Raw genomic sequence first — 13,186 nt, 5'->3', positions numbered from 1 at the left:
CCACCACGGCGGGGTGATCCACGCCAGACGAGGACTCGCACCTTCCTACCTCGGCGCGCTGGCGCTGAATGCCTGTTTCTGGGTGCGCAATCCGATTTGCGCCTAGCATCCCCCAAAGAAAACGAGTAGCCCGTTTCTCAAACAATACGATGGGGGAGCAGATGACCGACGCCGCACCGACAAAGCCCGAAGAGACAGTCCGACAACAGATTATCAGGGACTTGCTTCGACTTGGGTGGAAGGAAACCCAGCTTCGGTGGAAGTCCGAATGGCAGGTGCCAGACACGCCGCATGATCTGACCAAGCGCGAGCGCGGCCAGAAGTATGCAACCTGTGGTTCGGCCGATTTGGTCGCCTTCGCCGATGACAGCGGCGAATGGTATGCCCTGCAAGTGATCTTCGAGTTCAAGGCCCCGGACATTGAGGCCGGGCGTTCTCAACTCCTGCGCTATCTCAGCAACGAGCCAATGGCGAAAATGGGGTTCTGGACCAACGGCAGCCAAACTCTCGCCGTCTACAAGCGCCATCAATCGGAATGGGTCTTTGTCGAGAACGCGGGTCTCCCCCACCCGACCGATGATTTGACCCAGCCCCCGGACGAGCCCCCGACTTGGGACAAGATGCGCCAGCCGAGCGAGGCCGAATTGTCCGGGGCGCTCAAGCGCCTCGTGGCGACGGTCGTGGTTTCTGACCCGCATGTGGTGCGGCGCGAGGAACAGCTTCGGGAATTGCTGCATATCCTCCTCGTGAAGCTCGAAAGTGACGCCATTGCCAGCCGGTCAGCCAATCGCGGCAACCCGGTGGACTTCCGCATTTATGGCGATGCAATGACCAAGGTGGCACTCACCGCGAACCGGGTGCGAGAGAGCTACAAAGAGTATTACCACAAGCAACGGACGAGGATTTTCAACGCCTCTGACAGGGAAGACCTTTTCCTGAGCGATGACACGATTTTCGCCGTGGTGGCCGAGTTGAGCCCGTTCCGCATCCTCGGGGATGACGTTGACCTCCTCGCCAAGGCGTTCCAGATTTTCCGAACCTCGGCGCTCAAGAGCGGGGAAGGCCAGTATCTCACGCCCTTGCGCGTGGTGCGCCCTGCCATCATGGCGATGGAGATCACCTCGGCGGACAAGGTGATTGACCCCGCCTGCGGCTCCGGGGCTTTCGTGGTGGAGTCGCTGCGGCAGGTCGCCCAGCGCGAGTTCCCGGGCGAAGACGAAGCCTATCATCTGGTGAAATGGGCCAACGATAACCTCTATGGGGTCGATAAGGATGACATCGGTGTCAAGCTGACCAAGGCCACGATGGTCGCCATGCGGGACGGCTCAACCCACGTTCTCCTCGGGGATGCGGTGCGCACAAACCTCTGGCCCGCTAAATATCCGAGGCTCAGTCAGGAGTTGGGTAGCCCGGCGGAGAAATTCGGCCTTGAACAGTTCACCGTGGTCGTTACCAACCCACCTTTCGGCGCCAGCCTGAAGGTCAAGGCGGCAGACTGCCGGGCGGCGGGCTACACGATTTCGACCTATGCCGCGATGAAGGGTCCGAATGACCATGCCGACTTGGAAATCGGGCTGGTCTACCTTGAGCAATGCTATCGCTTGCTCCGAGTGGGCGGGCGCGTCGGGATCGTCCTGCCCGAGACCTATTTCTTCAGCTACTCCTATCGGTGGCTCCCCTATTGGCTGAATGGACGCCTCGCCCTGCGGGGGATGCTCAATATCCCGATGGAAGCCTTTGAAGAGTTCTGCCGGGCGAAAACGAACTTCTACATTTTCGAGAAAGTAGGCCACGTCGAAACGGCGTTCGACTCCTCTGCCATCCCGAAAAAGACCACCGCGAAGAAGGAGGCAGGCAAATGAGTATCCGCAAGCCGAGCTGGTTTTCCAGCGAAACGATTATGGTTTCCACCGCCCCGACCTGCGGCCTGACGAAAGGCGGGCGCCTCCTGCCCATCGTGGACCCCAACACGGGTAAGCGGGTTCAAGAGATTGACCCAGAAACCGGGGCGGCCGTGGACGCGGTAGACGACAAGCTGAAGGCGGACGCCATTGCGCTGGCGAACGGCGAGACAACCGAGACCCTGAATTTCATCCCGGCCGCCGAGATTGACCTTCGCTGCGCCGTGCCCGCCTACTATGACCACCGCTATCGGGATCAGTTCAACGAGGCGATGAAAGCGCCGCAGTTCGCCGGGTTCGACACGGCCTCAATCGGCGATCTGATTCAGCAAGGCGTCCTGAAAGGTCGCGGCGGTCATGGCTCGCCGTCGCAGGACGAGCGGATTGGGGATGTGCCCTACATCAAGGTTTCTGACCTGCGCGCTGGGCTGGTGAACATCAACCCGACTAACCGGATTCCCCTTTCGGTCGCCAAGAAGTTCTGGCACGGCCAGAGTTCGGGCCTTCAGGCATTTGACCTCGTTTGCCCCGAAAGAACGTCCAAGAACATCGGCGATTTCTGCATCCTCCTGCCCGGGCAAGAGCGCGTGGTGATGACCAAGGAAGTCATCGTTCTCCGGCCGGGTCCGAAGGCGAATTTCGATCCCTTCTATCTGCTTTGGGCACTATCGCTGAAAGTGGTGCGCGACCAATGGCGCCGGGTGATCTTCATGCAGACCAACCGGGAAGACGTGGGCAAGCGGTATCTCGAAATTCTGTTGCCCGTGCCCCCGTCGCCCGAACGCGCCAAGGAAATCTCCGAGCCGTTCCGGTCCTTCTATCAGACCCTCGCCACGGCGCGCTCGGCGCTGTCCGACTATCTGAATCAGGAGAAGCAACACCACTTCTTTGTCTCCGGCGCCGAAGAGGTGACGCCAGCCGGTGATGACGAAGCCGCCTCCTAGGCCCCCGAGCGCGTCAGCCCAGACGAAGCCTGTGCCCCGGTGCCCTCAGCGCCGGGGGCAGTCGTCTTCTCCCCGTGATGCGGGGCTTCGTGCGCTGGGCGCAGGGCGTGGCCGCAGCCCGATCATGCCGCCCCAAGGAGCAGAGCCGCAGAGCTACAGCACCTCGTCCCAATCGTTGCCCGGCAAGGCGTCGATTGCAGAGTCGAGCGCGCGCACACATCCCAGAGGACTAACCCGTATACCCGGATCGGCCCGGGCATAAAGTCATCGGCAGTCATACGGTCGAGCGTGTTCACCGATACACCGACATAGTTGGCCTCGGCGCGGTTGAGCATCCGGCGGGTCGGGAAAGGGAGAGCTTTCGTGCGTTCGGTTATTCGGTATGTTCTCCTCCCCCGGGTGACGATCCAGAGCCAGACCATAGCACACGCCCGGCGTTCGGATCACCAAGACAACGGGGCGCCCGAGGTCGCTCGGGTCCTTCCGAGGGGGTGGGGATCGTCAGGGGGTTCGCGGAGCCCCGGTTCGCGAAGTTTTTTCGGAAGTCATGAGTTTTAGCCAAGATTTTTTAGAATCGAGGGGAACCGGGTTTCTGATTCAAAATTTTCTGTGCAGCGGGAAAGACCGGGGCTCCGCGTTACCCGCATTCCCACCAGCCGGTAAGGACCCGTCACGGTAAAGCCGGGAATGCTGGGAAAGTCGGCAAGCCCTTGAGCAGCACCCGGACAGCCAGCCACGGTAGAGCGGCGGCTCAGCGCCTCGGGGTTGGTCCGGGTGATCCGGGTCAGCCCGGATCGGGACGCTTCACCCGGATCGCACAAACGCTCGACAGTTCAATACCTTACACACCCCCGATCCAAGTGATCCAAGTGATCCAAGTAAAAAGGCAAATCGTCTGAGGAATCCGTTTTGGGAGAACATCACCCCGGAGAACAGGGGCGTAGAGAAGCATAAATAAAAGAATATCCAAAAAAGGGTGGATCGCCCGGATCACTTGGATCACTCGAAAAAAACAATGGGTTACAGATAGATTCACTCGGATCACTGCCCGGAGCACCCGGATCACCCCGAAGTAATAGCGGGAAGTTCGGGAACGGCAATTAAGCCGGGAGCGCTGGGAAAGCCGGTAAACCCCGCCCTGGACAATCCACCACGGCAAACGGGGAACACCGCAGCCCGGGTTGCGCGTCATATCAGTGCATCGGCTTCCGGGTCATCGTCCACCCCGGCGTCAGTATCACCCCACTGCACCGGAGCCCCAAGCCACCGCTCGAACTTCGCACGACACTCAGCCAGCGAAGGGAAGACAAACACACGGGCACCGGGCTTCCTATCAACGCGGGGCCGCTTTTCGGCCAGTTCGTCACCCAAGAGCCGCTTCAAATCTTTGGTGAAGACCGACTCGACAACGGGATCACCGCCAAACCGCCTTTCACGCAATGCAGCCTTATAGCTCGCCCTCACCGCCTCCTTTTTCACAGTGATCGGATCAGACCAATCCCCGAAATCCTCGAACTCGGCCAACACCTCGAACCACCAGAGTTCCACGCCCCGAAGCGAGGCGATTTTCTGATCCCGCAGGGCTTCGGTTTGCGGAACGTCGCGCACGTCGAACCCGGCAAGGTCAACCGAAAGGAGATATGCAAGAAACGCGGCGGGTCCGGTCCCTTCGATCTCATCATAAAGCGGGCCGAACCATCCGGCCTCGCGCTGATGGACGTCCGAAACGTCAAAGGCCGCATAGCGGCGCTCATCCTCCGAGGCCGGAACTGCCCATTCATCGTTGGTCGTCATCAAGACGCGCAGAAAGGAGTCGACTTCGATCCGATCAACCCCCTTCCGTTCGATGGGCTGGGTGCGTGCGGTGATGAGCGCCTGAAGGGTGCCCTTCTTGCTCACGTCGCCCGATCAAAACGCCTCCTCGACGTGGACGAGGAGCGCAGTGGCGAAGGGAGCGTTGAACCGCCCGGTCAGGTCATCGGCCCGGATGATGTGGGCAACGTGCTTGCGGCCAATCATCCGCCCCATGATCTCGGCCAGCGTGTCCTTGCCCACTCCCTTGCCGCCACGCAGCACGAGGGCAACTCCGGGCTTCCGACCGGGGTTCTGCACGAGGTCCGCAAGCCACCCGATGACATACCGGAAATGCGCTTCGTTCCCCGCCGCGATCACATCCCGAACGTGCGCGACAATCCTCTCGCACGAGCCTTTCAGTTCAGGCTGCACGGCAAGGCCGGAGTAGAGATTGAGCGCACTCTTGGGGGCGCTGCCGCTCGGATCAAAGACAATGCTGTGATAGGTGCGCCGCCCGGGGGAGGTGATCCAGTGCTTGGAAACCGGAACCATCGCCCCCTTGGCCCCGGCGGGCACCAAATCATTCGCGTAAAGGGCGTGCAGCCCTTCCACCGGCCCAAGTTCGATCTGGTCTCCCGTGAAATCCGCAATCCAAGTCTTGGCACCGTGGCGCACCACTGCGTGACGCTCGTTCATCCGCGCCGTCGCGCGGTCAACCTTGGGCTTCCCGACCTTGGACGCCGGAGCGGCCGTCGTCGCCCCAACAAGGTCTTCTATGCCTGCGAGCTCATTCGCCGGAATGCTGGTTTCAGCATCGTCGAAGTCCGCCAGAGGATCACACCACGGCAGCGGCCGAGCCATGCCCGAATTGAGGCCGTTGCTGATGTGGCGCTCAAGATCGCGGGAGGAATAGTCGGCCAGATAGCCCACTTCATCTGCCGCTGCCGTCAACGCCTCCCGCGCCTGTTCTTCAGAAAGGACACTGCACGCAACATACCCTCCGAGGTGAACGGCTTGCCGATGAATTTCTCCGGTGCGAGAAAGGCCCTTCTCTGCGGCCTCGACAATCCGGGCCTTGGCCCAATCAAGCATCGTCAGGGCGTGGGCCACCGCGTTGGAAACCCCCGACTGGTCAACAGCTTCCTGCGGCGCCTCGGAAAGCATGGCGCTGGGCGGACAGCTCGGACCAATTGCTAGCGCATCCAAGTCGTCGGCCTCGTCTATGCACCGGGGTCCGTCAACGAGCAAAGTCCTCACCGTCGCTTCGCCTTCGACGGACCCGAAATAGAACCCCTGCGAGAGCCGAAAGGACTCGTCCGCCAAAACGCCTTGAAGAACACCATTCATCCGCGCTGCCATGTTAAACCGTATATCGGGCGGCAAGGGGCGGCTGAAAGGGAGCACAAGACGGAAGCGGTTGCCTTTGCCGGGCTTCAAGTGGCTCGGCGTAGTGTAGACCAAGGCCAGAACGCCAGCTTTGTGGAAAGCGTCCCGGGCGGTCTCCGGCGTGATCTCGCCTGCGTCATAGTCGCCCTCAATCCCGGACACTTCGAGCACGTTTGCGTCACAGCGATACGAGCGCCCCGAAGGCGAAAGCGCGGTCGTATCACCGAAACGCGCCAGCTTCAGAAACGGCAGGTATTCTTTCGCCTCGGCCGAGGTTCCGGGGATGCGCGCGGCGAGTTCTTTCAGCGTTTCGACTTTCTCGACCTTTCGCCCCCCCGTTTCGTCGGGAAAAATCGTGTAGCGGAAAGGCGCGTCCGCAGGCCGGAGACTCGACTCTTGATCGGGCGCGGCCCGAGAAGTATTCTTCATGTGCATTCTGATTTTCCACACTTTTGCGCTCGGACGGTCCCAACGCCCGGGCGTTTCACTTTTCTTTTTCGAGCGACAGGAAATAGCCACACAGGTGGCGGCCGGTGTGCTGATCGCGCCGGTGGCGAAGCATCGAAGCCCGGCAATGTGCCGCGCGGTAGCTCGGTTTCCCCGCAAGCAGTTCTTCGTCCGCGCCGTGGGTGTGGCGGATTCCACAGACTGGGCACGGCTCAACGAAAACGACAACATCGCCTTGCTGATCGTGGTGCAACCGGACGGCGTAGGTGGGGAGTTCGGTGCGGGGTATCATTCACCACCCCCAGACTTTGCCGTGCAGAACGGCGATAGCCTCGGCTGCGCCATCGGAAACCGTCTCCGGTTCAAGCTGGTCGCTCAAGATCAAGTGCGATCTCGCCCGCACTCCTTCCTCAAGTTTCTGGACGAGAGTGAAATGCGCTTTGCCACGCGGTGCGACCGGAAAATTCGCTCTTGCATTAGCGGCAAGAGCGGCCGAACGCATGATCGCAACGGCAAGCGTTTCTCCCTTTTTCAGCACCGGCTGGTCGCGCGGATCAGGAAAGAACTCTCCCGGGATCATCCGGCGAATACGGAAACTGCGGCCCGGGTGGGCATCAAACCAGTCGCGGTCCACTGCAAGGAGTTCTTCGGTCATCACGCGGCCCCGTGGCGAACGGTGCGGCCTTCCGCCCACTTCAAGAGCGAGGGGACATGATACCGGACCGCACCACGGCCGAAGACGACATAAGGAAGGCCTTCAAGGTCCCGATAGTGCCGGTATTTTTCCAGCGAAGAGCGCGAGAGACCGAGAATCTTCGCGGCGTCATCGGTGCTGACATAAAGAGGAAGGGATTCGTTTTGCATTTCAGGCTCCGGGCAAGGATTTACCCGGACACCACAGCATGAACTTTCCGAATTACCCAACCAGTGCAAGCACTTACATTATTGCTGCAAGCACTGAGAATTTTCAGCCCTCGACATCCCGATTCATTTCGCTCCCGTCCTTGATCTCTTTGATCCACCTATAAACCGTGGCTTCGGAAGGACGTTTCTGATCCTCCCCGTCACCGAACTCGTCAATCAAATAGCCAATAATTTCTTGCGGTCTTTTCCCTTTGGCAACCAGCCGCCGGACAATGGGGAAAAACTCTGCCCTCTTGGGGTCCTTGTCGCGCTTTGCCTTGCCCCCGAGCGAGGCGACTTCTCTTGCGATCAGCGGGACGCGTGGCGCACCGGCAGGAGCGTCCAGAGCTTGGCGCGGCAAGTATTTGCGGCACTCAGGATCATCCCGGGCGACCTTGAGCCACGGAATGGGCACCCCGGCCGCAACCGTCTTCGCGATCGCCTCCTTGGGGGGCATGGTAGTCAGGCGCAGCCCGCCAATATAACCGTGTTGCTCCTCGAGTCCGGCATTCAGTTGCCGCAGGTCATCGGGTTTGCGCGCACCGAACGGGACTCCGTAGAAATCATCTGCGCCGGGGAGGAAAGACATATCGGCGCCCCCGGTGTTGCGCCCCACCTCTGGATCATAGCCACACAGCACCGCCATCGCCTGCGAAGGCTTCCAAGAACGCGCGGCCAGCCAATCCCGCAGCCGCCGCATCTTAGCCCGTTCCTTGGGTGGCAGGTGCGCAATATCATCGTGGCCGCAGACCGCGCCCAGCGGGTGTTCCTCGGTCATGCCTGTGTCCCCCGTTTCCTGCCGTCAATCGGCACCACGTTCGCCCCCAAGCCGAGTGCGGCGGCTACCTCGTTTCCAATCAAGTCAGCCGCACGGCGCTGCGGATCGGCGGCAAGGTGGGCGTAACGTTTCGTCGTGGCCGCCTGCGAATGCCCGAGCAAAGCGCCGATCTGGTGCAGACTCAGGCCCGCCCCGGCGCCCACGGCCGCGTTGGAGTGGCGCAGATCATGCAACCGCGTCCCTTCGATTCCGGCTTCACGGCAAACCGCGCGCCAAAGGCGATTCACGTCCGCACGGGGCTTCTCGTTCTCGGTCCCCGCCGAGGTGCTGGCGATCACATAGCGCCCGGTGCGCGGCAGTCCGTCCAGCAAGGCCAGCGCAGCCCCTCCCAGAACGATCACCTTGGCGCCCGTCTTCGAGTCGGGCAATCGGAGCATCCCCCGCCCGAAATCGACATGCGCCCATTGCAGGTCCAAGATTTCCCGAACCCGGGCGCCGGTCAGCAAAAGGAGCCGAATTGCCGCCACCGAATGCACGTCGAAATAGGCACGGCGGTTCTCGGGCGCAGGCAGGTGCTTCGCGCCCGGTGCTGCCTCGTTCACTTGCCACGGTAGCCCCTCGGTTTCCGCTAGGGTCAGAGCAGCGCAGAGGGCCTGCATTTCTTCCGAGGAAAGGAACCGTTCGCGACCCTTCTCCTTGAACGCCTCCACACCGGATGCCGGATTCTGCGATCCTTCGGGGAGAAGGCCGAGGTCAATGGCCCACGAGAACATTGCCTTGAGAACCGCCAGCGCCCGATTGGCGATGATCGGGCCGCCCCTCGTCTTCTGCGCGGCCGTGCGTTTCGCGCCGGTCTTCTTGGCGCCCGTCGCCTTGCGAGCAATCGCCCCGTGCAGCTTGGCAACGTCGCTCCGAGTCAACGTCACGGCCTTCCGGGAGCCAATGGCGGGCAAAATGTGAGTATCGAGAACCGCGCGATACAGCTTTGCGGTTGCCTCCTTGCGCTTGGGATCAACGTGCCGGGAAAGCCACTCGGCCGCAATCTCGGAAATCGTGTCAGCCGCCCGGGCTTCGGCGCGTTCGGCCGCAGGATCGGCACCGAGGCGCACCTTGGCGAGCAAGTCTTTCGCCATGTCGCGGGCCTGTTCCGGCGTGACAGTCTCGGGATTGCCCAGCACAACGCGCTTCTTGGCCGTGCCGCGCCCCCCGGCACCCGGGCGATATTCCAGAATCCACGAGCGCGAACCCGAGGGGCGCACGAGGAGCCCGAAGCCTTTCAAGGCGTCATCGTAATAGGTGACGGGCTTCTCGGGGGTCTCGATTGCCGCGATGGTGCGGCGGGCGATCTTGATAACGGGCATTCCGGCCTCCGGGCTTCCGGTGGCGACTTGAGGGCAGAATCGCCACCGAGTCGCCACCGATCATTGAAATTACAAGATAGGCACTCCGGCCAAAAACACAATTATGAAAGCGAAAACAGTGCTTTAATGAAAGAGTGTGAAACGGCATGAAAGCCTGTGAAACCGGATTTCTATAACTGTTAATCAATTGGTCGTAGGTTCGATCCCTACCGCCGGAGCCAAAATTCCACTATCGACCAGACGCTTAACGCGCTTGTGGGACCCGGCAATTCCGGACGCCACTCGCCTGAGTCCCAGGGTGGGTCCCAAAGTTGTGACTTTTGGTGCCTCGCGCTATGCACGGCGCGCGCAGAATATCGGATGATTTTATTCAGCGCGGCGGGTTTTACGTCACGGTGAAGCTGAGATTTGAAATCAGCGCGAATAAAGATGTTTCCATGAGAAAGGTTGATGCGCCTCATTTGAGCACGCGTTGACCGCCACACCCCCGTCCCTAAGCCAAATCAAAATTGCTGCAATCATTCGGAGCGGCAAACAAAACCTTGAACGTCTGATGTTTTTGACTGTGCTGTCAAACGATACGACTATTGGCAAAAAAAGCATTGCTGGATCTGATGAGCGCCTTCGCGCACACTCAAAAAGTTCTAAAGAAACAGCATACAGTGCAATGGGCGGACTCCCGACCTTCGCTGCGACCATGTTGAATGGCTGATGTGCGCAGAAAGCGGCCGCGCCCGGTCGAGTTGGTGCACCTTTTTCTACAGGCGCACCCGATATACTGGCCGTCCAAGAATTGTCGCCGACCCTGCGCCACAGCTTCAGGAAAGCGGTCATTCTTCCAACGCGAAGCGCGTTCTAAGGGCAGAGATCCAGTTCGCGGAGAAGGCGCACATCTCACCTGGTGGCAGCGCAACGGCGATGTGGACGATGCGGGTGTGGGCAACAGCGCGATGATTGCGTGACCGAGCGCGCCTGTGGCTCGATTTGTCAGCCGGATCCATTCGGACCGAAGCGCTACGCCCGCCGGACAGTCTCGGAATGATCTGGCGTCGCTCGTTCGGGCAATGCTGGGCGCGGACCGTCGGGCTGGCCATTCGACGTCCGGACCACCGAAATGAAACAGGGTGCGGCCCGGCAGGCCGCACCCCGTCTTGAATCGCCCGGCTTCAGGCGAGGTTCTGGCTGAAGAACGACTCGAGCCTGTCGAAGGGGATGATGTCCACCTGGTCATACAGATCGACGTGATCGGCGCCGTCGATGATCATCAGTTCCTTCGGTTCTGCCGCCGCCGCGACCGCCTCCTCGCTGAAATAGCGCGAGTGTGCCTCGGAGCCGGCGATCACCAGCATGGGGCGCGGTGCGATCTCGTCGATGTAGGTCAGCAGCGGCATGTTCATGAAGGACAGCGGGTTGGTCACGGTCCAGCCGTCGTTCGAGTTCACCGACCGGGGGTGATAGCCGCGCTCGGGATCCTTGTAATAGGCGAAATACATCTGGATCACCGGGTCGTCGATGCCGTCGAGGCTGTCGGGCAGGCCACCAGCCAGAGCGGGGCTGTCGGACGCAGCATCATCCCAGCGTTGACGGCTCATGGCGGCGAGGTTTTCGGCGCGCTGTTCGTCGGTGAGGCTGTCGTAATAACCCTTCGCCATCACGCGGGACATGTCATACATCGAGGTCGTCGCGACGGCCTTCACCCGCTTGTCGGCGGCCACCGCGTTCAGCGCCATGCCGCCAAAGCCGCAGATCCCGATGATGCCGAGCCTTTCGCGGTCCACCGCATCATGCAGGCCGAGGAAGTCGATGGCGGCCATGAAGTCCTCGGTGTTGATGTCCGGCGAGGCCACCGAGCGCGGCTGGCCGCCGCTTTCACCGACATAGGACGGATCAAAGGCCAGGGTCACGAAACCACGCTCGGCCATGATCTGCGCGTAAAGACCGGCGGCCTGTTCCTTGACCGCGCCAAACGGGCCAGCAACGGCCAGCGCTGGCATGACGCCTTCGGAGCGCTCGGCGGGCATGTAGAGATCGCCCACGAGGGTGATGCCATAGCGGTTGGTGAACTCGACCTTGGAATGCTCGACCGCATCGCTTTGCGGAAAGGTCTTGTCCCAGTCGCTGCTCTGGGCGCGCAGCGGGTTGCCGAAGGAGGCGGCGGCGATGGTGGCGGCGCTCACGCCTGCCATCTTGAGCAGGTTGCGGCGGCCCTGATCGGTGACGTCGGTTGCGGCGGGGGTTTGCGGTATTTCGGTCATCTTTGATCCCTTTCTTGCTTTATCTGCACTCAAGATGGGGGCGGGAAACCATACGATTAGACCGCAAAGTCCGGATGTCGCTATGAGGATCATTCATCAATGGGCGCGCTGCAGGTGCGGCTTTGATCCATTCCGCGCATGACTGCATGCCGGAATCCCGCATAAACGCGCGCGCTCCGAACGGATAGAAGAGGCCGAAGGCAGACAGACGGAGCAGACCTTGACGGACATTCCCCTCGAACAGCCAGACGAGACGACCCACGGGGCCTGGGCCGCCGTCTGGTCCATGTCGCTTTGCGTGGCGATGCTGATCGCGTCGGAGTTCATGCCGGTCAGCCTGTTGACGCCGATGGCCGAGGGGCTTGGCGCCACGACCGGGCAGACAGGGCAGGCGATCTCGATCAGCGGGCTTTTTGCGGTGGCCACCAGCCTTGCAATCACCACCATCGCGGGGCGGATCAACCGCAAGACGGTGCTGGTGGTGCTGACGGCGCTGATGCTGATCTCGCTGGTGGTGGTGGCGCTGGCGCCGTCTTTTGCGGTGCTGATGGCGGGTCGGGCACTGCTGGGGGTCTGCGTCGGCGGGTTCTGGTCGCTGGCGACCTCTATCCTGATGCGCCTGGTGCCAGAGGCCGACGTGCCCCGCGCGCTCGGGCTGATGTATGGCGGACAGGCGATCGCGGCGGCCTTTGCCGCGCCGCTGGGCAGCTACCTTGGCGACATCGTCGGCTGGCGCGGTGTGTTCTGGGCGCTGACGCCGGTGGTGGCGCTGAACCTCGTGTGGCACCTCGTGGCGCTGCCCTCGCTACCGGTGACGACGCGGGCCAGCCTTGCCACCTTCGGCACGCTGCTGCGGCGTCGCCATTTCCGGCGCGGGCTGATCGCGATCACCTTCACTTGGGGCTCGGCCTTTACCATGTTCACCTACCTGCGGCCTTTCCTCGAACAGGTCACCGGCGTCGGTGTCGACCTGTTGTCAGTGCTGCTGCTGGTGCTGGGCGGGGCCGGGTTCGTCGGCTCGTCGCTCTCGGGGCGCATGGTCGGAGGCCGGGTCGAGCGGCTGCTCTGCCTGCCGGCGCTGGTGATAGGCGTTTGCACGGCGGCGCTGCTGATCGTTGGGGGATCGGTGGTCGCTGCGGGGCTGCTGCTGGCGATCTGGGGCGCGATGAACACCGCCATGTCGGTGATCTGGATGAGCTGGATGTCGCGCAACGTCGATGACCTTCCCGAGGCGGCGGGCGGGCTGATAGTCGCGGTGATCCAGGCGTCGATCTTGCTGGGCGGCGTCATCGGGGGCTTCCTGCTGGACCTGTGGTCGGTCGAAGCCACCTTTGCCGGAAGCGTTCTTCTGGCCATCGTGGCGCTTGCGATCACCGGCACGGGCCATAATCTGTTGAAACCGAAGACGGAGAGCTGA

The 13,186-nt window shown here is 61.6% G+C and carries 11 protein-coding genes; 4 read left to right on the top strand and 7 right to left on the bottom strand.

Annotation, left to right across the window (positions count from 1 at the left end):
- Window positions 1–68 precede the first annotated feature (68 nt).
- Together C2I35_RS00240 and C2I35_RS00235 are read left to right on the top strand one after the other, a co-directional pair.
- On the top strand, window positions 69–1,862 hold the full coding sequence (locus tag C2I35_RS00240; protein ID WP_103761041.1) for a type I restriction-modification system subunit M: 1,794 nt from the start codon (window positions 69–71) through the stop codon (window positions 1,860–1,862).
- Window positions 1,859–2,845, top strand: a complete 987-nt coding sequence (locus C2I35_RS00235) for a Ku family protein (protein ID WP_146049928.1) — start codon at window positions 1,859–1,861, stop codon at window positions 2,843–2,845. Before C2I35_RS00240 ends, C2I35_RS00235 begins: the two co-directional genes overlap by 4 nt.
- A gap of 1,188 nt (window positions 2,846–4,033) precedes the next feature.
- Here C2I35_RS00235 and C2I35_RS00225 read toward each other — a convergent pair.
- The 6 genes from C2I35_RS00225 to C2I35_RS00200 form a co-directional block, all read right to left on the bottom strand.
- On the bottom strand, window positions 4,034–4,744 hold the full coding sequence (locus C2I35_RS00225) for a primase-helicase family protein (protein WP_103761039.1): 711 nt from the start codon (window positions 4,742–4,744) through the stop codon (window positions 4,034–4,036).
- 9 nt (window positions 4,745–4,753) lie between these two features.
- Window positions 4,754–6,703 (bottom strand): primase-helicase family protein, encoded by a 1,950-nt coding sequence (locus C2I35_RS00220; RefSeq protein ID WP_170067081.1) that lies wholly within the window; start codon window positions 6,701–6,703, stop codon window positions 4,754–4,756.
- A gap of 61 nt (window positions 6,704–6,764) precedes the next feature.
- Window positions 6,765–7,127 carry a hypothetical protein gene (locus tag C2I35_RS21775; RefSeq protein ID WP_146049925.1) on the bottom strand — a complete coding sequence of 121 codons (363 nt, stop codon included), beginning with the start codon at window positions 7,125–7,127 and terminating at the stop codon, window positions 6,765–6,767.
- Window positions 7,127–7,336 carry a helix-turn-helix transcriptional regulator gene (locus C2I35_RS21770; RefSeq protein ID WP_146049924.1) on the bottom strand — a complete coding sequence of 70 codons (210 nt, stop codon included), beginning with the start codon at window positions 7,334–7,336 and terminating at the stop codon, window positions 7,127–7,129. The genes C2I35_RS21775 and C2I35_RS21770 overlap by 1 nt, the downstream gene beginning before the upstream one ends.
- Window positions 7,337–7,439: 103 nt before the next feature.
- Window positions 7,440–8,153, bottom strand: coding sequence for a cytochrome c-type biogenesis protein (locus C2I35_RS00205; RefSeq protein WP_103761035.1), 714 nt, complete (start codon window positions 8,151–8,153; stop codon window positions 7,440–7,442).
- Window positions 8,150–9,514 (bottom strand): site-specific integrase, encoded by a 1,365-nt coding sequence (locus C2I35_RS00200; RefSeq protein WP_103761034.1) that lies wholly within the window; start codon window positions 9,512–9,514, stop codon window positions 8,150–8,152. Before C2I35_RS00200 ends, C2I35_RS00205 begins: the two co-directional genes overlap by 4 nt.
- Before the next feature lie 472 nt (window positions 9,515–9,986).
- Here C2I35_RS00200 and C2I35_RS21765 point away from each other — a divergent pair, with 472 nt between their 5' ends.
- Window positions 9,987–10,226, top strand: a complete 240-nt coding sequence (locus tag C2I35_RS21765; protein ID WP_146049923.1) for a hypothetical protein — start codon at window positions 9,987–9,989, stop codon at window positions 10,224–10,226.
- Window positions 10,227–10,680: 454 nt separating this feature from the next.
- Here C2I35_RS21765 and C2I35_RS00195 read toward each other — a convergent pair whose 3' ends face one another.
- Window positions 10,681–11,769 (bottom strand): alpha/beta hydrolase, encoded by a 1,089-nt coding sequence (locus C2I35_RS00195; protein ID WP_103761033.1) that lies wholly within the window; start codon window positions 11,767–11,769, stop codon window positions 10,681–10,683.
- 220 nt (window positions 11,770–11,989) lie between these two features.
- Between C2I35_RS00195 and C2I35_RS00190 the strand changes: the two genes are divergently transcribed.
- Window positions 11,990–13,186 (top strand): MFS transporter, encoded by a 1,197-nt coding sequence (locus C2I35_RS00190; protein ID WP_103761032.1) that lies wholly within the window; start codon window positions 11,990–11,992, stop codon window positions 13,184–13,186.

This window comes from Roseovarius confluentis (assembly GCF_002917925.1).
Taxonomy (GTDB): Bacteria; Pseudomonadota; Alphaproteobacteria; order Rhodobacterales; family Rhodobacteraceae; genus Roseovarius; species Roseovarius confluentis.
Note: the sequence above shows the minus strand (reverse complement) of the source record. Positions and strands in the feature narration are given on the sequence as shown.